Source organism: Paenibacillus sp. FSL H8-0537 (assembly GCF_038051995.1).
Classification (GTDB): Bacteria; Bacillota; Bacilli; order Paenibacillales; family Paenibacillaceae; genus Pristimantibacillus.
Window position 1 is genome coordinate 5,730,301 of record NZ_CP150290.1, and the last position, 24,408, is coordinate 5,754,708.

11 protein-coding genes are annotated in these 24,408 nt (G+C 48.1%); 1 reads left to right on the forward strand and 10 read right to left on the reverse strand.

Annotated elements, in window-relative coordinates:
- Positions 1 to 458: 458 nt before the first annotated feature.
- Positions 459 to 7,913 (reverse strand): InlB B-repeat-containing protein, encoded by a 7,455-nt coding sequence (locus tag MHB80_RS24235; protein WP_341279372.1) that lies wholly within the window; start codon positions 7,911 to 7,913, stop codon positions 459 to 461.
- Between the two features lie 601 nt (positions 7,914 to 8,514).
- Here MHB80_RS24235 and MHB80_RS24240 point away from each other — a divergent pair.
- Positions 8,515 to 9,975: an IS1182 family transposase gene (locus tag MHB80_RS24240; protein ID WP_341277701.1), complete on the forward strand. Its 1,461-nt coding sequence runs from the start codon at positions 8,515 to 8,517 to the stop codon at positions 9,973 to 9,975.
- 71 nt (positions 9,976 to 10,046) lie between these two features.
- Here MHB80_RS24240 and MHB80_RS24245 read toward each other — a convergent pair whose 3' ends face one another.
- The 9 genes from MHB80_RS24245 to MHB80_RS24285 form a co-directional block, all read right to left on the reverse strand.
- The gene (locus tag MHB80_RS24245) at positions 10,047 to 11,390 is read right to left on the reverse strand and encodes an IS3 family transposase (protein WP_341279373.1); all 1,344 of its coding nucleotides are present in this window, start codon (positions 11,388 to 11,390) and stop codon (positions 10,047 to 10,049) included.
- Between the two features lie 334 nt (positions 11,391 to 11,724).
- The gene (groL, locus tag MHB80_RS24250) at positions 11,725 to 13,359 is read right to left on the reverse strand and encodes a chaperonin GroEL (RefSeq protein WP_341279374.1); all 1,635 of its coding nucleotides are present in this window, start codon (positions 13,357 to 13,359) and stop codon (positions 11,725 to 11,727) included.
- Positions 13,360 to 13,450: 91 nt separating this feature from the next.
- The gene (groES, locus tag MHB80_RS24255) at positions 13,451 to 13,732 is read right to left on the reverse strand and encodes a co-chaperone GroES (RefSeq protein ID WP_046229112.1); all 282 of its coding nucleotides are present in this window, start codon (positions 13,730 to 13,732) and stop codon (positions 13,451 to 13,453) included.
- Positions 13,733 to 14,149: 417 nt separating this feature from the next.
- Positions 14,150 to 15,340: a DUF2264 domain-containing protein gene (locus MHB80_RS24260; protein ID WP_341279375.1), complete on the reverse strand. Its 1,191-nt coding sequence runs from the start codon at positions 15,338 to 15,340 to the stop codon at positions 14,150 to 14,152.
- Between the two features lie 71 nt (positions 15,341 to 15,411).
- On the reverse strand, positions 15,412 to 16,566 hold the full coding sequence (locus MHB80_RS24265) for a glycoside hydrolase family 88 protein (protein ID WP_341279376.1): 1,155 nt from the start codon (positions 16,564 to 16,566) through the stop codon (positions 15,412 to 15,414).
- Between the two features lie 55 nt (positions 16,567 to 16,621).
- The gene (locus MHB80_RS24270; protein ID WP_341279377.1) at positions 16,622 to 18,712 is read right to left on the reverse strand and encodes a hypothetical protein; all 2,091 of its coding nucleotides are present in this window, start codon (positions 18,710 to 18,712) and stop codon (positions 16,622 to 16,624) included.
- Positions 18,713 to 18,968: 256 nt separating this feature from the next.
- Entirely contained in the window at positions 18,969 to 20,615 is a 1,647-nt protein-coding gene (locus MHB80_RS24275) for a helix-turn-helix domain-containing protein (RefSeq protein WP_341279378.1), read from the reverse strand.
- Positions 20,608 to 22,461 carry a histidine kinase gene (locus MHB80_RS24280; protein ID WP_341279379.1) on the reverse strand — a complete coding sequence of 618 codons (1,854 nt, stop codon included), beginning with the start codon at positions 22,459 to 22,461 and terminating at the stop codon, positions 20,608 to 20,610. Before MHB80_RS24280 ends, MHB80_RS24275 begins: the two co-directional genes overlap by 8 nt.
- 477 nt (positions 22,462 to 22,938) lie before the next feature.
- Positions 22,939 to 24,345 (reverse strand): extracellular solute-binding protein, encoded by a 1,407-nt coding sequence (locus MHB80_RS24285; protein WP_341279380.1) that lies wholly within the window; start codon positions 24,343 to 24,345, stop codon positions 22,939 to 22,941.
- Positions 24,346 to 24,408 lie beyond the last annotated feature (63 nt).

Consider the following 24,408-nt stretch of genomic DNA (forward strand, 5'->3'; position numbering starts at 1 on the left):
AGCATACTTCTCTTTCCATGTCAGCAATTTCGGTAGATCCATATTGCCGGTAACTTTGAAATATTTCTTCAACGACTGAATCCCATTGTTCAGAATCCGTGATTAATTTATGAATTCCGAATAGAAGAACATTTCACTCGCCCCTTTAATTTCACTAAGCCTTGATTCAGCATAAATCTGCAGCCATGATATGTAAGCACGTTTAGCCTTATGCTCGCTATGAGATTGTTCGTTCGCAGAAGAATCATTACTATCCCATATCTGTAACTCCCACGGGAAAGTAAAATTGCTGCCATAAATGTAAATATGGGTTCCATTGTATGAACCCTTACAAGAGTTTTTACACATTAATTTGTATCCTGAATCTGAGCGAAGCTGTTCACACATCTCATTCTTGAATCGACTAACAGAAAAGCAGCCTATTCCGGTGGGAATAGACTGCCCTGTACGATCTAAGATTACGGAGAGACCAGATCCAAGCTTGGCTCATACTTCTTCACGAACGTTTTAACTTCTCCTTGATTAGTGATTTCCTGATACATCACATAGATATTGTCTTGGCTATCTATAATAAGCTGTAAATAGTCTGGCATATCCCCAGAGATAGCAACTTCGCCCACAGGATGCCAACTGCCGTCGTATTTCATCACGGTCAGCCTGTTGCCGTTGGCTACATCATTATAGGCAATATACAGCGTACCTTTGCTATCAACTACCATAGGTATGCCCAATCCTCTACTCGATGTCTGTAAAGGATGGCTTATGCCTACAGGTTCCCAGTCAGGTATTGTATATTGTGTCAATCCAATTACATTGTTACCACTATAAGCGAAATAAAGCTCATTGTTCAAGCCAAATGCTATTGATGAACTTCCACCCCGTAAATCTCCAGATGAGTTATCATTGATGGCATCCTTCCAAGAGCCATCCTCATACTTCAACACCGTTTTTTCAGAAGTCCTAAAAAATAAATACGGGGTATTGTTTTTATCGAATGTGATATCTGGAGAATAGTAAGCACCTTTCGATAGATCTATACCACCACTAACGCTCACCCAATTTGTACCGTCATATTTCACCACCCCTTGAAGTCGATCTTCATAGCCGGCAGAAGAATATACGACATACGGATTGTTAGCACCGTCGAACGATATCTTTGGATTCTTCTTATTGACAAGCCCATTAGTAGGCGAGCCTATAGTATCCCATTTGAATCCATCATATTTTCTCACAACGGTATAATAATCAACGTAAAACCCATCATTAAGTGAATAAGTAATGTAAAGTGTGTCATTGCTGTCTATACCGATATCTACACCATAAACAGTTACATTGCTGCCACCACTATTGCCAATCTCTATCCATTCACCATTCTCGTACTTCTTCACGATGACAGAGCTTCCCTGCGCAAATGCTGCAAAAAGATTGCCTTGGCTATCTATTGCGTATTGTGGAGAGTATTCTTCTGTTGGGCTACCTATAGCTTGCCATGGTGACGGCACCCACTTTGCGTATAGCGTGATGTCTGCTGTCACTGGTGTCTCGAAGTCGTAAGGACTCGTCAAACTGCTATCGCTATACCAGCCGGCGAGCACATAACCTTCCAATCTCGGTGTATAATATACACCTGTAGGCTTCGAAACTTTGCCGCCAGTTGGCACTCTCCCCCCTCCTATACTCGATCCACCGTTACTGTCGAAAGTGAACGTGTAAGAACCAGTTATCCACTTCGCATACAACGTGATAGGACTCGTCACCGGTGTCTTGAAGTCATATACTTCAGTCAGATCGGCGTCGATGTACCAGCCCTCGAATGCATAAGAATCTTTATTTGAATTTGGGATCGTAGCCGATTCACCATGTATAACAGACTGATTAGCTACTGCCGAACCACCGTTCGTTTCGAAGCTCACCGTATAGTTGACCGTCCACTTCGCATACAACGTAATATCGTTATACACATATGATGTTTTGAAATTATAAAGCTCCGTCAACGCAGGATCAATATACCAACCTCCGAACACATAACCGTCCCTCCCAGGATTGCTAGGTATATTTATTTTGTTGCCGTATATCACTTCAACACTATTAATATGCCCTCCGCCATTGTTATTAAAGCTCACCGTATAGGAATTTATCGTCCATTTGGCGTACAAGCTTATATTTCTCACCACAGGATCCGTGAAATTATAGGCTTTCGTTAGGGCGCTATCACTGAACCAACCAGCAAACGTATGACCCTCCCGTGTAAACCCTTCAGGTACTATAGCCATCTCTCCCGCTCCTACAGTCTGGCTAGATACTGGTGTACCGCCCCTCTCGTTGAAAACTACTGTATAACTGCGTCTAGACCAACTCGCATACAACGTAAGTTCACCCGTTTCCACCCGTGTCGAGAAGATGTAGGCTTTCGTTAGGGCGCTATCACTGAACCAACCAACGAACGAATAGCCTTCCCGTGTTGGGCTTGTAGGTACTCTAACAATTGATCCTTTTTGCACCGTTTGTCCAGGCACTGATGTGCCGCCATTACTGTCGAAGGTCACCGTTAAACTATCTTGCTGTTTCTTAATCCATTTCGCATACAAAGTAATATCATCTGTTACGATCGCTGTCTTAAAGTTGTAGGCGCTCGTTAGAGCATTATCACTGTACCAACCGTCAAACACATAACCTTCCTGCGTTGGATTTTCAGGTGCCATAACCACGGCTCCTTCTTCTACAGTTTGGTTAGGCAATGATGTGCCGCCATTACTGTCAAAGCTTACCGTGTAACTTTTCAGCTGTTTCTTATTCCATTTTGCGTACAACGTCATATCACCGGTTACCACCGCTGTCGTAAAATCGTAGCCGTTCGTTAGAGCGTTATCTCTATACCAACCAGCGAACTCATAACCTTCCCGCGTCGGGTCTGTAGGTATGCTAACCACAGCTCCCTTTTTTACCGTCTGGTCAGGCACCGATGTACCGCCACTACTGTCGAAACTTACCGTATAACTAAGTTCATTCCATTTTGCATACAACGTAAAATTACCTGATACCACCGCTGTCGCAAAATCATACGCATTCGTAAGGGTTATGTCTCTGTACCAACCACCGAACACATAATCTTCCCGCGTCGGTGCAGTAGGTATAATCACCTTATCGCCATAGCCCAATGTCTGATCCGCAACCTCCTGTGAAGCACCGTTAACATTGAAGCTTACCGTATAGTTGTTACCCGTCCATTGTGCGGTAAATTCAACATTCTGATTGGGCATCGTTTGTGGTGGTGCAGGCAACCATCCTGCGAATGTATATCCCTGCCTAATTGGAGTACCTAAACGTAGCGACGTAGTCGCCCCATATGGTACGTCAATTTCACTAGTATCCATGCCAGCGCCATTGTAATTAATCTTCATCTTGTAAGTGCTGCGCTTGTAGAATAGCTTCAAAGTTGTTGTATTGTCTCCAGCTATTTTGCTTTTTAGCACAGTACCCGGATTGCTGTAATCAATCGTAAAGTTTTCATAGGACTTAGGTTGAATTGTCATTAGATCCACTTCGGTGCCGGTTGTACCGCGATAAGATTCTGTATCTACCACCGTATAAGTATTACTCGAAATATTTTGCTGTAAATACACGACTTGGTAAGAGGTATCCTCCCTTGCTATCCACTTTGCGGTATAGTTTGTATCTACAGTCGGCATAGTACTAGGAACCTCCGGTGTCCATCCGGCAAACGTATATCCCAACCTCGACGGTATTGATGGTATACGTGCGGCAATGTTCTTGCCGAATTGCTCCGTTACCTTGATGATCTGGGAACCTGTGTAGCCCAAATTGAAGCTCATCGTACGATTCGCTGGAGCGTAATACAATCTAGCGACCGTCGAACCATCTCCCTTGATATATACCCCGCTAACCGAACTATTCCTGTAGCCTTGATCCTTAAACTTATCGGATGTTATCCTAATCTCTGCTTCTGTAGTCCCGGCCAATGTTTCCGTATAAACAGGCGAAGACGCTGTTCCTGTATTCGGATCAATCAAATAATGCTCAACAGTATAAGCTGTATTTGTATTCGCAATCCATTGCGCATACAAATTGCGATCCTCTGCAGGCATTTGGCTTGGTATCGTCATCTTCGTACCACCAGAAGCCTCAGTGTACCATCCATTAAAGGTGTATCCCGGTTTGATCGGAGTTGCTACACTAATCTTCGCATTATAAGCGGCAGCGATAACTTCGGTCATTTCTCCATTCTGTGGATCCAATTGGAACGTATAGTCACCCGCTTTGGAAAGCCAAATTAACGGAATGGTACGCTTGAGCGGTGCATAATTGAACGTAAGCGGTGAACCCTTCCATGTAATGACTAAGTTGCCCGTGCTTACTGGAATACTCGTATCGACTACCCTTATCCACCGGCGTTCTTTGTTATAGGAGAAGTTCGGATTATCTATCTGAACATCGAATTTCGTAGGATCAATCGAAAACTTACCGTGTTCGAGATATGTCTCTTCACTTGTATCCCCTGTTTTCAAATCGAGTAAGCTCATCGTTACTAGCTTCGTAGGTAAATATAGAGATGACGCCTTTCCTGCTAATGTAATTCCGAGCTTATCATCCTGCGGATAGGAGAAGTCGAAAACATTAGTTTGCTCCCCTACCGTATACAGCGGCCATGTATTCTCATACACGGGCACACTGCCCGAAATAGCCCCATCGCCCAATTGTGCTCCTACTTCGACTTCCAAGTATAGACCAATCTCTACATATAGAGCGCCAGATGACCGGGTGGACTTTACCCCATTCATATTTTTCAATTGATAGTAGAAATATCCCCATAAGTTCACGTATGCGCCGGGTTCTACAGAAATTCCAATGCTATTCCAATCAACGCTACCAATCCCTGCTTGTAGCTCCAGATGAATACCCGCCCGTAATCCGAGCGTACCCATGACATAGAATGTAAACTGATAATCACCGTCACCTGGCAGACTTACCGTGCTAGTATTACCATCCAAACTTAGCACACGTAACGTAACCGAATAGCGCTTAGCAGTCTTGTAGTTAAAATCTGTCCCTATTGTTAGATTAACCTTTGCTTTGACAACGAATTTTGCTTCAAATTTGATTTCTATAAGCCCAAATACTACGCGCATGCTTTTTTCAAGAAGTGTCTTCTCGATTAAAGGAACCCAATCTGTATCGTTCTCCAGCATCTCTTGATATTTAGCCTTCAGTGTCGCCGAATCTACTCCCGTATCCTGCACACCATCAAGCAACGCTTGAATCTCTTTTGCGATGTTCAATACCTTACCTAGTCGACCAGCATTCTTCTCTCCAAGCCAATCGTCCAGCGCATCACCCAACTTATCATGTTCAACGGTAGCAATCTCTGCAGTGATATTGATCCCGGTGTAGGTGCGAGCATCCAAATTAGCAGTAATAATATAATCATCTATGCTATACCAATAAGGGATGCCCCACAATGTAAGCCAATGTCCTTGCAGGTCTCCATTGATGCCGAGATCCAAGCTGATCTCCTCAATGAATGTTCCGGTCATATGGATAACAAGGTCACTCTCATCATGAATCCTAATTACAATGTCGGCCCCTACCTGAAGCTTAGCGCTAACTCCAGATGTTCGACCAGCAATGTTCTTAAGTGTCGTACCGAGTGAAGCAACGACAGTCAAATTCTCTACTTTGATTTTTTCCCCGCTACGAAGCTTCTCTGGTGAAATCCCCCGTGCTTGTGCCTTGAAGGTATCTGTTTCCATCGATAGGGTGGATAGATACTTCGCAGCTTGATCGACGAATCCGCTATCTATCGCTTGACGCTCAATTTGTTCTTCTAACTTCGCAATATCCTCATCTGACAGCAATTGATCACCGTCAATTGCTTGGTGTTGATAGATATTAAAGGCCTGCTCTATGTCCTGCATAGTAGCATCGGTATACTCGATAATATCCATCTCTGCCACAGGCGTAATCCTCGTGATCCGCCCATAACTAGTTACTTTAGAACCTTCTTGAGCAAACTCACCCTCATAGAATGCAATAAAATCGCCCACATCAACGGTCGTAAGATCACTTAAGCCAAATGGCTCATATTGGCTATCGCTATAGTTCATCGCAACATGTTCTATCGTAATGGAGTTATTACTTGGGTCCCCATCCGTATCCGCTTCTTCACTCACTGGCAAAACATCTGGTCTGAACAATACCTGCTTGGCATCCGCGTGGTCATAGGTATAGATGTTGCCTTCAATCTTGGTAATCTGTATATAGGCAACGTCACCGTCGTCGCTACCACTGGTATTTACCGTACGTTCATCAGGTCGAATGCCTTCGTAGATGGCTACGATATTGCCAGTTTTAACCTCGGTGCTTCCTACATACTTGAAAGTACCGCTGCCCTTATTCGCCTCGGCAAGAGCAGTTTCGTTATTACCTACCGTGGCAGTTACTACCGAAATTGCAGGCGAATCCACATTCTCGCCATTCAGCTTCATATCCTTGACATCCTCGAAGGGTAGATAGACCATATTCGGATTCAACGGAATATTCATAGCTTCTTGTTTGGCAACACTGAACACATAGATGCTCGTTGTCACATCTTGACCTTGGAAGGATAGATTGTCGTTCATCAATGTAAGTTCATAAGTGTGACCCTCTTCAAATCTACCGTCTTCAGCGGCAGACACTACATTGAAAGTACCCTGCATACCAATAACGCTAATTCCCGTAGAATCAGGGCCCGCTGTATCGACAAATGTCATCCCTGCCTTTACTTCCTCTGCCGTCAACTTACCGGATGCATCGTTTACAGTAATGGTAAAGCCCGGCGCAACATCCAGCACCGAATAACTGGGAATACTCTGTACGGCATTACTCACATTATCAATATACTTCGCATACAACTTCGTATCAGCAGTAACGCTACTGCCTTCTGCGAAGATAAGTGACAAATCACTGTCCCTAAACCATCCTTGAAAAATAAATCCTTCCTTTGCCGGTACAGGCAACTTATTTAGCGTTTTCCCTTCCCGTACCTTCTGAGCGGTTACTGCCGACCCGCCGTTGCTCTCAAACGTCAGCGTATATCCAGCGCCGTTGCCACCGTTGTTATTGCCGCTGTTACCGCCACCAGCACCAATGTTACTGCTAGGTTCAGGTGTTGATGTTGATGTTGGTGATGTCGTCGGTTGATTTTGGTCTTGCCATTCCTTCACAATTACGTCACTGCGCATGAAGCTAGCAGCTGCTTCCGCACGAGTTGCTTGGGCATGCGGGTTGAAGTTACCATTTTTATCGCCGACGAACAAGCCTGCTTGCCACAGTTTTACAATAGCATTGGCTGCCCAAGGTGATGCACTCACAAGATCTGCTGGTGCTGTGGTTACGGAATTATTAGTTTGATAGGGAATTTGATAGTGTTCAAAGTAACGTAAAGTCATCGTCGCCATCTGTTCCCTAGTTATTGTGTCATTTGCAGAAAAGTTCTGGTTGCCCGTACCAACAGTAATCCCCGTCTTAACTGCCCACTCCACATACGGTGCATACCAAACCCCCGTCTGCACATCGGCAAAAGTCGAGACAGGATACTCCCTTATATCCACACCTGCCATTCTTCCAAGTGCTGTCACATACATGGCACGAGTCATCGTTCCATGAGGCGAGAAAGTATCCACACCCGTTCCGTTAAATAATCCATTCTGTTGGGCATAGACTACCTCATCGTAGAACCAATCCGTTATACTAACATCTTGAAATTCGTCCGTTCGATTCATATTTTGAAAACTACTAGGTTCTGTTGCTGCCACCTGAGGCACTGGCAACAAGCTCACTAACATGCTGATGGCAATCATCAATGCAAGTAGACGCGATTTTAATTTCCATGCCTGTTTAATTACTTGTTTCATCCCTTTTTATCCTCTCTATTAGTAGTTTTGAATCTCTTTCGTTGCCGTGTTCGCACGCTTATTATCAGACTCAAGTACGGTATCCCACTGACCGCTTCGTCATTACAAATGCATCGTCCCCCGGCTTCAGTTATACTTACTTACCTTCCTTACATAACAACTAAAATTGCGACAGTAAATGCGCAAATCCTATCATTTTCGCCCTCTCATCCTACCATGATTGATAGAATCATCGGTGAATTACAAAGAAAACTTTAAACTTGTAACCATTTTTTTCCATCAACTAACTCACCTAGCTTGTCTGATCATTCCTGAAGTTTACCTTCGTAGTATTCTTAAACCGACTGTCATCCAGAAAATCCTTATAAGCAAATTTAAACAACAAAAAAAACCACTCCCTAATAGTGAACTGTAACCTCAATTATGGACAGTGTTAAAAAACGGTATTGAAGCCTTAAGCAGCTAGGAGATGACTTCTGAATTCATCGAGGCCACTGAAAAAGTCCACACCTTAGAAATAGAATACCTTTCCTCGATTTTGCGAGGAAGGGTATTCTGTTTTGCTGTATAATAGCTGTAATAATTCTAGGCGGTGTCTCGGATGATTTCAAATCAACAAACTCTTAACCTCAGCCCGTATGTGGGAATTTACGATATAGTTGTACCTAAAGATAATATGCTCCGCCAAATTATTGACCTTGTTGATTTTTCTTTTGTCCATGAAGAATTACAAAATAAATATTGCCTTGATAACGGTCGCAATGCAGTACCTCCTATACGTATGTTCAAATATTTATTATTGAAATCTATTTTCGATGTATCCGATGTGGATGTTGTAGAACGATCGAAATATGACATGTCTTTTAAATATTTCTTGGATATGGCGCCGGAAGATGGCGTCATTAATTCGAGTTCTTTAACGAAGTTTCGAAAACTTCGTTTGAAAGATGTAAACCTACTAGACATACTTATTCAAAAAACAGTAGCGATTGCATTGGAAAAAGAAATCATAAAAAGTACCGCGATTATTGTAGACGCCACACATTCAAAAGCGCGTTACAATCAAAAATCACCCAAAGAGATTTTAATGGAGAAGTCCAAGCTGCTACGAAAAGCCGTTTATCAAATGGATGAAAAGATGAAAGATAAATTCCCTTCAAAAACAACAACAAACAAATTGGAAGATGAATTGGACTATTGCCGAAAAGTCATTCAGGCTGTGGAAAAGGAAGAAAAGATTCGCGAATACCCAAAAGTAAAAGAAAAGCTGAACTATTTAAAAGAAATCGTAGAAGATCACGAAGAGCATCTTCAATTCGCAAATGATCCGGATGCACGTTTAGGTCACAAAACAGCCGACTCCTCTTTCTTCGGATATAAAACACATCTTGCAATGAATGAAGAACGAATCATTACAGCAGCGGTGATTACGACGGGTGAAAAGAATGATGGAAAACAACTTCAAACTCTCATCGAAAAAAGTCATGACACAGGTATGAAGATCGATACCGTTATTGGAGATGCAGCCTATTCTGAAAAAGATAATATTCAGTATGCCAATCACAACGAATTACAATTAATATCAAAATTAAACCCTAATATCACACAAGGAACTCGTAAAAAAGAAGAGGAATTTGAGTTTAATAAAGATGCAGGTATGTACGTTTGTAAAGCTGGACATATGGCGATTCAAAGAGCGCGCACAGGTAAGAAAGGTATGAATAATAACCAAAAGAATACCTACATGTTTGACATTGAAAAATGCAAAGTATGTCCAATGAAAGACGGGTGCTATAAAGAAGGTGCGAAAAGTAAAACCTATTCTGTAACCATCAAATCCACCGAACATAAGGAACATGAGGCATTTCAAAATAGTGATGATTTCAAGGAGAAATCGAAAGAACGTTATAAAATTGAAGCGAAAAACAGTGAACTCAAGCATAGACACGGGTATGATGTTGCATCGTCCTCGGGTCTTGTTGGCATGCAAATGCAAGGTGCCATGGCCATATTTTCTGTTAATCTCAAGCGAATCATTACACTCATGAAAGATTCAAAGTAAAAGAATAAAGAGAAAGGCGATATTCCGTTCCAATGTGAACGAAATTTCGCCTTTTTGATTTAAAACAAATCTTAACAAATTATAAACGTAAGTTTTTCAGTGGCCTCGAATTCATCAGGAGTCATCTTTTTTAGTGTCCACTGATAGCGTTCTGTATTGTAGTGGATCACATACTCATTAACCCGTAGCCGCAGCTCTTTAAGAGATTTACAGTCCTTGTAGTCAAGCTCGTCCTTCATATGACCAAAGAACGTCTCCATGGACGCATTATCCCAGCAGTTCCCTTTACGAGACATCGACTGCTTAAACCCAGCTTCGGCGATGAGGAGGCGGGTTTTCGGGTGCGTATAGTGCATGCCCTGGTCAGAATGGAAGATGGCATCGGGATGAATATTTCTGTCCAATCGTTTGAGTAGGCGAGCCACTGTCCGCTCAACCAAGGATAGCTCCAGCGTTGAAGATAGATAGTGTGCCAGAATCTGCTTCGTAGCACCGTCCTTCACACAAGAAAGATATGCCCATTGACCGCCACCATAGCGCATGTATGTGATATCTGTAAGGAGGACTTTCTCTGGTTCTCCTTGATCAAACTGACGCTCTAGGAGATTAGGACATGTACGATGTTCTTGTGTTGCTTTAGCCATTTTGCGATAGGGATTGGTTTGACGGATCGTAGCTACTAGCCCAAACTTGCGCATGATACGACGAATCTTTTTATGATTCATGACAATGCCATTCAGTCTCTCCAGCCTCATTTTGATAACCAATGCGCCTACTTTCCCATTCAATGCTTCAAAATGCTCCCTAATAAGCTGAAAGTCGTATTGATCGGCTGTCTCTCGCAATTGACGCGACTCTTCAGCGTTACACCAACGGTAATAGCCACTTGCACTTACTCCGGCAATCTTACAGAGGTAACGTGTTAAACGTCGTAAATCATGCTTACGAATCGTTTGATGAATGAGCTGAAAGCGCTCGGAAGGTGTCAACTCCTTACTTTTTCGCCTTTCGAGCGCTTCTAGCTTTTTTAATAGCTCGTTCTCCGCTTCAAGGAGTTTAATCCGAGCTTCTGCTTGTTGCAGCTTCTCTTCCACTGATGATTCCGTTTTTGATCGTCTACCCGTACTTCCAAGGCCTCGGCGCTCTTCTAACAAACCAGCCTCACCGTGCTTAGTGTAGGTCTCTCTCCAGCGATAGAGGCTTTCTGTAGGTGTTCTCTGGCCAACGAGCTCAATACTAAAGCCTGCTTTCAAAAAAATCTCCATTGGTGGCTCTCCTGCCTGGTTAGCTTGCACTGCTGCGAGTTTAAAAGCTGGAGCATACGAGACGTTTCTCCCCGATACGCGGCTGACATTCGGATTGGACTCCAATAGCCTGATCTCTGTTTCAGTAAATCCTGTTCTGATTTTCCTCATGATGTTCATTCCCCATGTATTCTCGATAGTATGATTAAAGCACAAAAACCCGTAAGAGGTCACTTTTTTCAAGTGTCCATCTTACGGGTTACAGTTCAATAGAATTATTAAGAAGTGGTTTTTGTTTGATTTATTATTTATAACTGTGACTGCTTCACAAGTCGTGGTCATTACAACCTCAATTTATGAAGCAAAATGCTGGGATGATATAAAGCTGAAAGGCTCGGAAGCCTTGTCAGTTCTACCGCATGGAGCGTTTTTCAGCTCCATCGGCGATGAAATCTACCGCTTAAGCGCGGTCGCTCATCATCGAATTACTCCGATAATGCTTTCATTACATCATGCCGCCCATGCCACCCATACCGCCCATGTCAGGCATGCCGCCGCCAGCACCTTTAGGTTCTGGTTTGTCAGCAACAACGGCTTCAGTTGTCAGGAACATAGCTGCAACGGAAGCTGCGTTTTGCAGCGCGGAGCGTGTAACTTTGGCAGGGTCAACGATACCTGCTTCGAACATGTTAACCCATGTTCCAGTAGCAGCGTTGTAGCCAATGCCGATTTCTTCATTTTTCAAGCGCTCAACGATAACCGAACCTTCTTGGCCAGCATTCGCAGCGATTGTGCGAAGCGGCTCTTCAAGGGAACGAAGAACGATGTTAACGCCTGTTTGCTCGTCGCCTTCTGCATTAACAGCAGCAACTGCTTTATATACGTTAATTAGAGCTGTACCACCACCGGATACGATACCTTCTTCAACCGCTGCGCGAGTCGAGTTCAGGGCATCTTCAATGCGAAGCTTGCGCTCTTTCAATTCTGTTTCAGTAGCAGCACCGACTTTGATAACCGCTACGCCGCCGGACAATTTAGCCAGACGCTCTTGCAGTTTCTCGCGGTCGAAGTCGGAAGTTGTTTCTTCCAGCTGCGTACGGATTTGGCTTACACGAGCCGCGATGTCAGAAGCGTCGCCGCTGCCGTCAATCACGATTGTGTTTTCTTTTGTTACGCGTACTTGACGAGCGGAACCCAGTTGCTCAACCGTAGTCGATTTCAGCTCAAGGCCCAGTTCCTCAGTGATCACTTGACCACCAGTCAGAGCAGCGATATCTTGCAGCATCGCTTTACGACGGTCGCCGAAGCCTGGCGCTTTAACAGCTACACAAGTGAATGTGCCGCGCAGTTTGTTCACAACCAGAGTTGCGTTCGCTTCGCCTTCAACATCTTCTGCAATGATCAGAAGCTGTTTGCCGGATTGAACGACTTTCTCAAGCACAGGAAGAATTTCCTGAATGTTTGTAATTTTTTTGTCAGTGATCAGGATATACGGGTTATCCAGAACAGCTTCCATTTTGTCCGTGTCAGTAACCATGTAGTGGGAGATGTATCCACGGTCGAATTGCATACCTTCAACCACTTCAAGCTCCGTTACAAAGCCTTTGGACTCTTCAACGGTAATAACGCCGTCGTTGCCCACTTTTTCCATAGCTTCTGCAATCAGTTGGCCAACTTCATCGTCAGCGGAAGAAATAGCCGCAACTTGAGCGATGGATTGTTTGCCTTCGATTGGTTTAGCGATCTTTTGCAGCTCTTCAACTGCAGCTTTAACCGCTTTTTCAATACCTTTGCGGATAACCATTGGGTTAGCGCCAGCTGTTACGTTTTTCAGACCTTCGCGAATCATCGCTTGAGCCAAAACAGTAGCTGTAGTTGTACCGTCACCGGCAACATCATTTGTTTTTGTTGCTACTTCTTTAACAAGCTGTGCACCCATGTTCTCGAATGCATCTTCCAGCTCGATTTCTTTCGCGATGGATACACCATCGTTCGTGATCAACGGGCTGCCGAATTTTTTCTCCAGCACGACGTTGCGGCCTTTAGGTCCGAGTGTAACTTTTACAGCATTTGCAAGCGCATCTACACCACGCAGCATTGCGCGGCGAGCGTCTTCGCTAAATTTAATTTCCTTTGCCATTAACATTTACCTCCCGAAAATATATTCATATAAGTATGCTTAACGGCCTGCGCCGTTTCGTTAAAGTCCAGTCAAGCTGTATGTGAGCAGCCTATTCAAAGATCGCGTGAATGTCGCTTTCTTTCATAATCAAATACTCTTTGCCGTCGTATTTGACTTCTGTTCCCGCATATTTGGAGAAAAGGACGCGATCGCCTTCTTTAACTTCAAGCGCTACGCGAACTCCGTCTTTCAGCGCGCCGCTGCCAACAGCCACCACTTTACCTTCTTGCGGTTTTTCCTTAGCCGAATCTGGCAAAACGATACCGCTTGCAGTCGTTTCTTCTTTCGCGATCGCTTCTACTAATACACGTTCACCCAAAGGTCTGATCATTGAAAATAGCCTCCTTTAAAAATTTGTCGCTTATTTTTGTTAGCACTCATGAGCATGAAGTGCTAACAATCATGTTTATCATACTTTTTTTCGTTATTAATTTCAAGTGCTTGGGAATGATTTTTGCAGGAAATTTACATACCATTGGCAAAAAGACCGTTTTATGAAGCCTTCTGCTTCATCTCATGCAGCGCGAGCGCAGCCCCTCATCCATTGTTGCCGAGCTTGCTCCATGGTAAACGGTCTTCTATGAAAGTTTGAGGCACGGCTGAAGCTCATCATTTCTTAGATATGCGGGTTGGAAAAAGCAGCAAAATAAGAGAAGGCAAACCTGCACAGTACAGCCGCACCTCATTGCTTACTATTGCTGCTAATAACATATACTCTTGCTCTTACTCTCGCAGCCTATTACGACTGCTACCCTTTCAATGCCTGATCCATTGAAAAAGCAGCCCCTGACCACGCCTTGCGCGCTGTCCAATCCTCAGGCTCGCCGCTCCAAAAGGGATGCTCAGCGGCAAGTCCAAGCGGGAGAAACACAGCCGCGCATAAATACAAGCTGCCTGTGGAAATATAATGCTCGCCAATGTCTGGCTGGCTGCCGCAAAAGCCGATGGTCAGCCAACCATCCTCTGTAAATGTGCCAGGCACAGACAAGCTGCGCCGAATAACCGCGGTCAATGCGCAGCGAGCCTGCGGCGGAGAAACGCTGCCGGGAAGCTCGCCGAGCAGCGCGCTTTGCGCCAAGCTTTGCATGGCGCCGCAGCGGTAGGCAAGCGAGCGGCCCAGCGGGGGAAAGGTGCCTTCCGGCGAAATAAGCCGCTCCTGCACCTCCGCCCAGCGCCTTGCTCTCTCCTTGATGCTCGCCTGCATAGCATCCCAATCTTCATAGCAGCCATGAACGGCTGCCACGATGTCAACGAGCATGGGCTGGATTACAAAGCTGTTGTAATAGTCGAAATGGAACGATGGCCCATCGCCATAGGCTCCGTCACCGACATACCACTGCTCATGCTGCTTGAGCGCATAATCAATGCGCATCGGGTCCCAATCGCTTTCTCCCATGCGATATAAGGCCGCTTCAATGATTGCGGAGAAAAGCAGCCAGTTCATGGCGAAGGGCTTGCGCGTGCGCGTTAGTTTGAAAGCTTGGATAACATGCTTCTGCACCTTGGCATCCAGCTTGTCCCATAGCTCCGTCGGCGCACGCAAAATCGCCTGTGCCAGAAACGCCGTATCGACAATCGGCTGATAGCCTTCAGCGAAATTCATATAATCAGGCGATTCCGGATCGCAGCCAGCAGCAATCGCAGCACGTGACAGCTCCGCATATTGCTGGCGCAGCCGCTCCTCCGCTTCATCTGCCCCGCCGCTGCCTTCAAGCCAAGGTGCTATTCCACATAAGAGGCGGCCCAGCGCCTCCAGATGGGTCACATCGGAGCGATCCTGTCCCGCAGCAGCCTGCACAGGCATCGTTTTTTTCAGCTCCCGAGCCGCTAGCAGACGCAGCACAGGCTCGGCTACACGGCATAACTCGCTCACCCAATACTTTCGTTCCTCCGCTAACTGCACTCTCTCGCCTGAATCTGTACCTTTTTCCCCAATCAATGGCCGTTCGCCCCTTTCTGTTCCGTATCTTTGCTAATCGCATCATGATCTACTTCCGCCAAATGCTCGACTTACGACCAGAAGCTATCGTAGCCGCGCAGCTTGGACAGGCCCTCCGTAAAGAAATAATCGCCGTAGATGAGCGGGACGTCGAGATTTTTGCGTTCCGGGTAGTGGCTCGTGCCATGCAAAACCAACCCTTCCTCCTCTGCATCGTCCGCCCATGCGCCATAGTTCTCGTACAGCGATTTCAAAATCCGCTCCCCCGCACTGCGATACAAGTCACGCTCGACCTCTGGCACCACGTCCGCAATCGCCAGCAAACCACAAGCCGCGCAAGCGCCCGCCGATGAATCACGGTACGGCTCCACGCCTTCCGGTATCCGGAAATCCCAATGCGGCACGGAATCCTCAGGTAAATTCGCCAGAAAAAAATGGGCCGTGCGCTTCGCCGCATCCAAATACCGCTGCTCGCCGCTATGAGCGTAGCTGAGCGCCATGCCATAAATCGCCCAGGATGCGCCGCGCGACCATGCCGATTCGGCTGCAAATCCTTGCCCGCCATGCTTTGCAGCTACTTCGCCACTTTGCGGATCAAACTCTACAATATGATAGACCGAGCCATCCGGCCGAATAAAATGCTCCAGCACCGTATCGGCATGTGCCATCGCCAAATGCTTGTAGCGCGGGTCCTCCGTCGTACGCGAAGCCCAGTAGAGCAGCGGCAAATTCATCATGCAGTCGATAATAGCCAGCCCGTCATTGCGCTCTCCTTCCCGCCAAGGATTCCATGCCCGAATATAACGGCCCTGAATATTGAAGCGGCCGCTTAGCAGGTTCGCTGCAAGCAGTGCCCGCCGCCGCGAAGCCTCCTCCCCCAGCAGCTTATAGCGTGCCACACTAGTAAGCGTCCACATGAAGCCGATATCATGGTCAAGCCGGTCATAGCCCATGATGACTTCGTCGAGCTTAAGCTCACAGGCTTCGGCAAGCTCCTTGTAGCGCTCCGTGCGCGAATTTTCATCTTGATAGAGCAGCCATAGCAGTCCTGGCCAAAATCCCGCCGTCCACCAATGCGCCGGCTCCAGCACATAAGTCCCGTTCACGCTTGCATGTGGAAATTGCGCACCGATTCGGCCGCTAGTCCTTCCTATCTTCTGATTCACCTTGTCCCAAGCTTCATTCACCCAGTCTTGCTGCTGCTTCCCCATCTCCTGCACTGTCATTGCTTCGCTCTCCTTTTCTTTGGCGCATTAATCTCGTGCTCTTAGCTATTTCAGCCTATGGCTCAAAGCGAAATACAAACTCCGCTTCCACGGCCGCAGCTCCCGCCTGCAAATGATGAAAATCCAGCGTATACCATTGCCGTTCACGCCCAAAATGATCGATATCGCTCCGCTGCGTCACCACTGGCTTCCACTGCTGCGCATCAAACGCAATCGTCAGCCTCTTGCGTCCCTGCAAAACCACGACACCATCGGCCTCCCGGGCCTCCGGCATCTGCCGTGCAACGAAGCGCTCGATAATCTCGCGCCCGCCTTCTACTTCCTCCCGAAACCGATACCGGCTTCGGATCGTCAGCACAGGCAGCGCGCCCTTCTTGTTCCACTCGAAGCGCCGCCCCAGCCCTGCAAGGCCCGCTTCCTCGCCGTACGCGGCCTGCAGCTCAAGCTCCAGCACGTCAAGCTCCGCGCTGGTCGCCGCCTGCACAACCACGGCGCGCGCGTCCACGCCCTCGCGCTGGCGCGCGCCGCCAATGATCGGCACGGAATGTCCGTGCGAGCCGTTGCACCAAAGCGCATACCGCTGCGGGCCAAAATAGTCCGCTGTATACTCCCCGCTGCCCAAATCCGCCATGTAGGCTTCTCCGTCCGCATGAAGTACAAACTGCCCAACATCATTATGATTGTGCGGCTCCGCGTTATGTCCGCCTTTGGCGGCAAAACTATATGCAGCTCCATCCTCCGCGACATAACGGGACAGCAGCCACTGTACATTTTCCAAATAATGCGACTCTGTCGGCCATAGAGCTGCAGCTGCATACTTCACAATCTGCCCCGCAGTGCTTGCGCCATCACCTTGCAGTCCTTCCTGCAATTCATCTTCCTGAGCCTCTTCCCGGGCTCCTTGCTCCGGCCCATCCCCTGAGCCTCGTCCCGCTTCCTCCCACCAAAGCAAATTCCGCACCGCAGGCGCCCACCTTGCGCAATGATCCCCTGTATAAGGGTCGCGCAAGCTCGCATGCGGCATTGCCACAGAAGGAAACTCCTGATGCAAATAGCCGCTCAGCCCCATGAAGATACCGCTTTCAGGAGGAGCATCGGAAAAATTCACAATGCTGCGTCCACCTGTAAAGCACTTCTGCTGGAACATTGCGATTTCCTGCACTTTTGGGCTGCGAAATAAATCAACGGCGCCATCCGTTGCCGCCTTAAGCAGCTGTGCAAAATAAACATAAAAACCAAAGCCATATTGCCAATACGAATACCCTTCCGCACACGCTCCATCCTCGCCATAGCCGTCCAAATAGCAATCCATCGCAGCTAGCGTGCGGGAAATCACGACCTCCAGCTGTTTGTGATTGTCCATCAAATGCAATGCCGCCGCGCCAATCGACCCGGCACATACCGCCGCCCAATTATGCTCCGCGCTTTCCCAAAAATAAGGCCCCTCGGTCAAAAATGGCTGAAACAGCCGCTTTTCTACTTCTTCACGAATACGCAGGTGCACTTCCTGTGGTAGCCGCAAGCCAAGGAGCACGATTATTTCGCTGAGTGCGAAGCCTGTCTCCGCAGCGAATAAATCAATGGGCGTCTGCTGCTCTGCCCCACCGACATGCGCGGGCAGACACCACGTCCGCTCCTCGCAGATCGACCAAAGCGAAGCCTGCAGCGCCTCCAAATATGACGACTCCTCCGGCTCAATCAGCGCCATAAGTGCCAAAGAATTCAACCGCCGCCTTTTTTGAAAATAAACCCGCTCATACGGCAGCCGCTCTCCCGTTTCCTTGTACATGCGAAACAGGGCTTCGCTCAGCTCCGGCTCAACGCTCGCCAATTGGCGCTGTGCCTCGGCGCGAATCTCCTCGACTAACGGACGCTGCACCGCAGCTTTGCGCAGCTTGTCATACCATTCATCGCCTAGCTGTCCCGCAGACAGCAGCTCTCCCTTCAATAACAGCGCCAGCCCGCTTCGACGCTCTGCTGACAAATACAGCTGTCCCAAGAAACGCTCCGCAAAGCGCTTTTCCAGCGGGAATTGCTCTTGCTCTTGCTCTTGCTCTTGCTCTTGCTCTTGCTCTTGCTCTTGCTCTTGCTCTTGCTCTTGCTCTTGCTCTTGCTCTTGCTCTTGCTCTTGCTCTTGCTGCTTCATAAATTCCGCTCCTCTCCCCATGCATCCACAGCCTTACGTTTGTTCTAAGTTCCCTATTCGTTTCTATCTGTGCTCTATATGCTCTCTATCCGTGCTCTATATGCTCTCTATCCATGCTCTATCCATGCTCTATCCATGCTCTATCCATGCTCTATCCATGCTCTATCCATTACCAAGCAGCTCCCTTTCCGTCCCCCTACACCTCAAGCATCTTTCCATCTCGGCTTAAGACAACGCCCCCCTGTCTTGGCATCGCTTACAATCGCTTTTGCCCTCTCCGATATTCCACAGGCGTCACACCTGTACATGACTTAAACAGCTTTATAAAATAGCTCTGATTATCGTAGCCCAGCGTTTCGCATATTTTGCCAACGGGCGAGCCCGTTTGATCGAGCAGCTCTTTAGCCCGATGCATTTTCATCCGTATTACATATTCGATAAAAGTCTCGCCCATTTCCTTCTTGAACAGGCGGCTAAAGTAGCTGGGGTTCATAAACAGCTGATCGGCAACCTCGTCGAGACTGATTTTTTTGTCCAAATGCTGTGAAACGTATTCGCAAGCGTCGATCACCTCGGCCCGCTTGCTGCCGCTGACGCCAGTTTCGGAAGCGGTTATCGCCGACAAGCAGTGGGCAATCAGCCACTCTTGCAGCTCGGCAAGGCTGCCCAGCTCCCACACCTCATGGTGGCTGACGTCAATCGAGCTTGCTGAGCGGGTATGCTGCATCAATTGAAGCTTGAGCTTTACATCCAGCAGCAGCTTAAACACCCAATCCTTTACCTGCTCGGGCGGCAGCCTCCGCTGCTCCGCGAGCGACAGCCACTGGCGCACCAGCTCCTCTGCCGCCTCGCGCTTATGGCCCAGCAGCGCCTCCCGCAGCAGCTCGGCCGCCTCGCCAAACCTTTCCAGCAGCGGATTGTCGCTGCCTGCCTTCGCGGGCTGCGCTGCCTTACCGGCGCACGCCTTCCCAATAGAGCCTGGCGCGCGATAAAAGCGCGCCTCCGCCCCGGAAAGCAGCTCCGCCAGCGCTTCCCGCAAGCGCAAAGGATCGCCCGCGCTATCGCCGATCAGAAAAGACATCGTCAGCTTCAGCGAGCTTCTGAGCGTCCGCTGCACTTCCGCCAGCATCAGCTTCACCTCGTCGAAGCCGTTTATTTTCAGCCCCTGCGGACATACCTGCATGATGAAGGATTCCTGTGGACTGTACACAAAATGCGCAGCGGGGCGGCCGTGCTCCCTGCTTGCCATCACCTCCCGCGTGACATTATCCACCACAAATCGCAGCACCTCTTCGGAGCGAAAACGCTGCAGCGCCCGCGGATAATCGTCGATGATGCCGAGCACGGGAATGACAAGCTCGCCAGCTATGAATGGCAGATCGAATGCCCCCAGCTCCTGCTGCCATTTGACGGGATCCAGCATCGGCTGATGAAGCGTCGCCCTAATAAACTGCTCCTTCAGCAGCGCCTTGTTGCGATCGACCATATGCTCCTTGCGGAGCTGCTCCATATGCAAATCCTTCGTCTCATTCAGCTCCGCCTGAAATTGCAGCAGCAGCTTGCGAATATCCGAAGGATCAAGCGTATCCTTGAGCAAATAATCCTGTACTTGCAGCTTGAGCGCCTGCTGCGCATAACGGAACTCATCGTGGCAGGACAGCACGGCTACGCGCAGCTCCGGTTTGCGCTCTTTCAGCCGGCGTATCAGCTCCAGTCCGTCCATGCGGGGCATCCCGATATCTGTAATCAGAATATCTGGCATTTCCTCCAGCGCCGCTGCCAGCGCAACCTCGCCATTCTCATGCATGCCTAGCAGCTGAAAGCCCAGCTCCTCCCACTCAATGGCAAAAGCCAGCAGATCCAGCACCGGATAATCATCATCAACCAGCATCACCTTAACCATCAGAATCCACCACCTGCTTCGGAATGTACAGCGTAATGACTGTGCCCTGCCCGATATCGCTGTCTATCGTCATCTGGAAGCGTTCGCCGTAGGTTATACCCATCCGTTCGTATACATTTACAAGCCCGATGCCCGAGAACTTGCCTGGCAAGGCGGCTGCATCACCATCCTCTTCACCTGCCGCTTCCTGCTCAAGCTTTTCTAAAGAGCTGGCACCAAGCTTATGTCGCAGCCGTTCGAGCTTTCCCTTCTCAATGCCTTCGCCGCTGTCGCTCACCGTTATTTGATAGCCACCCTCTGCTTCGCTTGCGCTAATCGTCATTAAGCCAGCCTGCTGACTGAGACCATGAATAAGCGCATTTTCAATAATCGGCTGCAGACAGAAGCGCGGGACGAGTGCTGTTAAGCTCAGAGGCGACAGGTCAAGCGTGAGCTCCGCCTTCTCTTTTTGCCGCATATTCATCAGCCTCACATAATCGATCGCGAGATCGACCTCCTCATGAAGCGGGATGACGCCTTTATCCTGGCTAATGGTCATCCGCAGCAGCTTGGACAGCGAGCTGATCATTTCCGCGCTTTCCGAATCCCCTTTGCGCAGCACCTTCATCCGGATCGAATTCAGCACATTAAACAGAAAATGCGGATTAATCTGCGCCTGGAGCATCGCAAGCTCCGCCTTGCGCTTTCGCACCTGCGTCTTCGTAATTTCGCCAATCGTCTCCTTCACCTTATCGAGCATTAAATCGAAGGATTGGCCCAAATAGCCGATCTCATCCTCCCCGCGAATGCCCGAGCGCACCTCCAAATTACCGCGCTGCACTGTCTCCGCTACCCGCCCCAGACGAACGAGCGGCCGTGTGAATTTCCCCAGCAAATAAAGCAGCAGCACCATAAACAAGCAGAAAGATGCGAGCTGGAACATAAAGACGCGTTTGAAAATGACATTCAGCTTAAAAACAGCGCGGTCATAAGGAGTAAGTGACACCAGCTTCCAGCCCGTAAGGGAATTTGTATGCCAGGCCATTAAATAATCCTCTTTTTCGATTTGCAAAATATGCGGGTCGGCCTGCTCGCTCGCAAGCGTTGCGTAAGGAAAAATTTCGCCCACGCGCTTTGCGTCGGGATGGGATAAAATCTGGTCCTCGCTGCCGAGCAGCATCGTTTCCTGCTCCAGCTCGATTTTCCGAAAAATATCGCTCACCTTGTTTTCCAGTATCGTCACAATGACGTAGCCGAAGGGATTCACACTATCCCCACGCAAAGCCCGGGCAATAGAGAGCTGGTAGGGGCTGCGAATTTTATCGCTGTCAAACACCGTCGGCGTAGCCCCCGGCCAAAACGACTGCAGCCCGGACAGCCCATTTAATTGCGCGAACCAAGGCTCCTCGCGAAACAAGCCGGGATCGTATTCATCAAACGAATAATTGGCAAAATTCGTCCCGTCCTTCAGCAAAATCGTCACATAAGCCTTATCGCCGACGACGGTCATATTTTCAATTTTATTCATAATCTTCATGCGGTCGAGGTAGCGGTCATATTCCGCGCTTGCGCCTTCATAGGTTTTGCCTGAAGCAATCGCTTTCATAATCCGGTTCATTTCCGAGTCCAGCTGTACGTTATTGGCGATATAAAACATATAATTAAACAGATTCGACACATATCCGTCCACCAGCTCCAGCTTTTGCTGCGATTGCGTGACCGCCTCCTGCTTCATCGCATCCTTCGTCAGCATATTGTAGACGGCGAGCGTAATTAAAGCGGGGAGGAGCAGACAGACGATGGCCGCTACCATCAACCGATAGCGAAACGACCTCAGCCGCAGCAGCGACAGCCATTGACTAGACACAACCCCACCCCTTTTTCGTAGTTCTTTCAAGTGTAACGGAAACGCACCATTCCCGCGTCGTTTTCCCTTAAGATTTTTCTATATCGATTGGACTAGAGCATATAAGATCGGGAAGCTTCCGTCGATCAGCTTTGGCCCTAAGATGAAGCTGTTTAAATGGAAATGACCTTGTGTCGGACAGTGAGGCCGTTATTGGTGAGCAAAGCAAGCTTTGGCCGTGCTCGCGGACTCAGAAGCCGCTATATGTGCTGCATAACATGAAATGAGCCTAGTTTGAGGGATATAACGGCCTCACGGTCCGCAGCGATGTGAAAAAGGACCGAAAATGGGAAAATAGGGACTTTACTGTCCGCGAGCAACGCAAAGAGCACCATTGTATAAAGAACGCCATTATTGATTTTCTGCGGTTTCAGGCAAAAAGAAGTGCAGCAACAGCTCTGCACTTCTCCCTATACCTTCCACCACACGCTCCTACTGCTACTTTTTATTCGAATCAATCACCTGCTGCACACGCTCCTGCAAAGCGGCAATCGTCTGATCAATATCCTGCTGATCAAAGATCAGCTTCTCATACTCCTCATTGATCACTTTATAAATTTCAGATTGATACGTAACAGGCGGAATGATTTTGGACGATTTGGCGTTTTTCAGCACCGACAGCAATGACTGCTTGTCGACCTTCTCCGGATTTGCCGTACCGCTCAAAATCGTATCAATAATCGTTTCCAGCTGGGAATCGTCAATGCCATTCCAGGACGGAACATTTTTACCTTGAGCGATCTGTCCTTCGGTCGTATACCAGCGAACAAACTGGTACGCTGCATCCTTATGCTTGGAGGAAGCCGCAACCGACACATAATCCGTCGTCACCATCGTGTAGCCGCCTTCGTCTGCCGCTGCATTTTTCGGAATCGGAGCGACCGCCACTTCAAAGTTAAGCGGGAACTGCTCCGTTCCGCCAAGCTCCGTGTTCATCCAGCTGCCAATCATGACCATGCTGACTGCCTGATTGAAAAACTGGTTGCGGTAATGCAGCTTCTGCGAAATCATATCGGTGTATGGGGATGCCGATTTATCCTGCTTCTCCATCTGCACACGCAGCTCCAGCGTTTTGCGCATGAGCGGATTATCCAGATTGGACGTGCCATCCGCCTTCAAAAACTCGGTATTATCCGGCTGATTCGCCAGCGCCAGCTTCAGAAACTCCATCCAGCCGCCATTTTGCGGACCATGGAAATACGTGCCGTAATGCTTCGATGCCCCGTCGCCTGTCGTAAGCGTCTTCGCATAGCTCATAAAGTCATCCCATGTCCATTCGGTTGGCACCTCTAGCCCCGCAGCGGCCAGCTGCGTCTTGTTCAGCAGCACATACCAAGGGTTGAACTTGCCTGGCAGCGCATAATATTTGCCGTCCAGCATCGTATCGACCTTGTACTCCTGATTAACCTTAAAGCCTTCTTTAGCAATAAAATCATCAATCGGAGCAACCATGCCCAGACCAACGCGCTGCGCATAGCCAGCAGGATCACTGAACATGATGACATCCATCTGCTCATTGGAGGATGCGGCAAGATCCAGCTTCTGAATCGCCTCCTGCGTATCGCCCTTCTCGCTCAATACGACGACATCAACCTTGATGTTTGGATTTTTCTCCTCAAATGCCGCAATCGTCTGCTTCCAATTATAGCTCGCCTCGTTGCCGAACGTATGCAGCTTAATCGTAACCTCTTCATCAGCCGCCTGCGCCGGGCTTTCCGTACCGCTGCTCGATGCTGGCGAAGCCGCTCCCCCGCCGCTATTTGCGTTTCCACCTGATGAGCAGCCTGCCGCCACCATCATAATCGACATCAGCATAAGCGATAACCATTTCATTTTTCTAAACATGCAAACCCTCCTCCTCAAAAATAAAAAATAACGATAGCTGTCTGAAATATGTTTGTATGCGCT

What these genes read in the sequence shown, in the direction of transcription:
- MHB80_RS24235 (WP_341279372.1), bottom strand. Translation starts at nt 7,913, where the DNA reads ATGAAACAAGTAATTAAACAGGCATGGAAATTAAAATCGCGTCTACTT.
- MHB80_RS24240 (WP_341277701.1), top strand. Translation starts at nt 8,515, where the DNA reads ATGATTTCAAATCAACAAACTCTTAACCTCAGCCCGTATGTGGGAATT.
- MHB80_RS24245 (WP_341279373.1), bottom strand. Translation starts at nt 11,390, where the DNA reads ATGAGGAAAATCAGAACAGGATTTACTGAAACAGAGATCAGGCTATTG.
- groL (WP_341279374.1), bottom strand. Translation starts at nt 13,359, where the DNA reads ATGGCAAAGGAAATTAAATTTAGCGAAGACGCTCGCCGCGCAATGCTG.
- groES (WP_046229112.1), bottom strand. Translation starts at nt 13,732, where the DNA reads ATGATCAGACCTTTGGGTGAACGTGTATTAGTAGAAGCGATCGCGAAA.
- MHB80_RS24265 (WP_341279376.1), bottom strand. Translation starts at nt 16,566, where the DNA reads ATGACAGTGCAGGAGATGGGGAAGCAGCAGCAAGACTGGGTGAATGAA.
- MHB80_RS24270 (WP_341279377.1), bottom strand. Translation starts at nt 18,712, where the DNA reads ATGAAGCAGCAAGAGCAAGAGCAAGAGCAAGAGCAAGAGCAAGAGCAA.
- MHB80_RS24275 (WP_341279378.1), bottom strand. Translation starts at nt 20,615, where the DNA reads ATGGTTAAGGTGATGCTGGTTGATGATGATTATCCGGTGCTGGATCTG.
- MHB80_RS24285 (WP_341279380.1), bottom strand. Translation starts at nt 24,345, where the DNA reads ATGTTTAGAAAAATGAAATGGTTATCGCTTATGCTGATGTCGATTATG.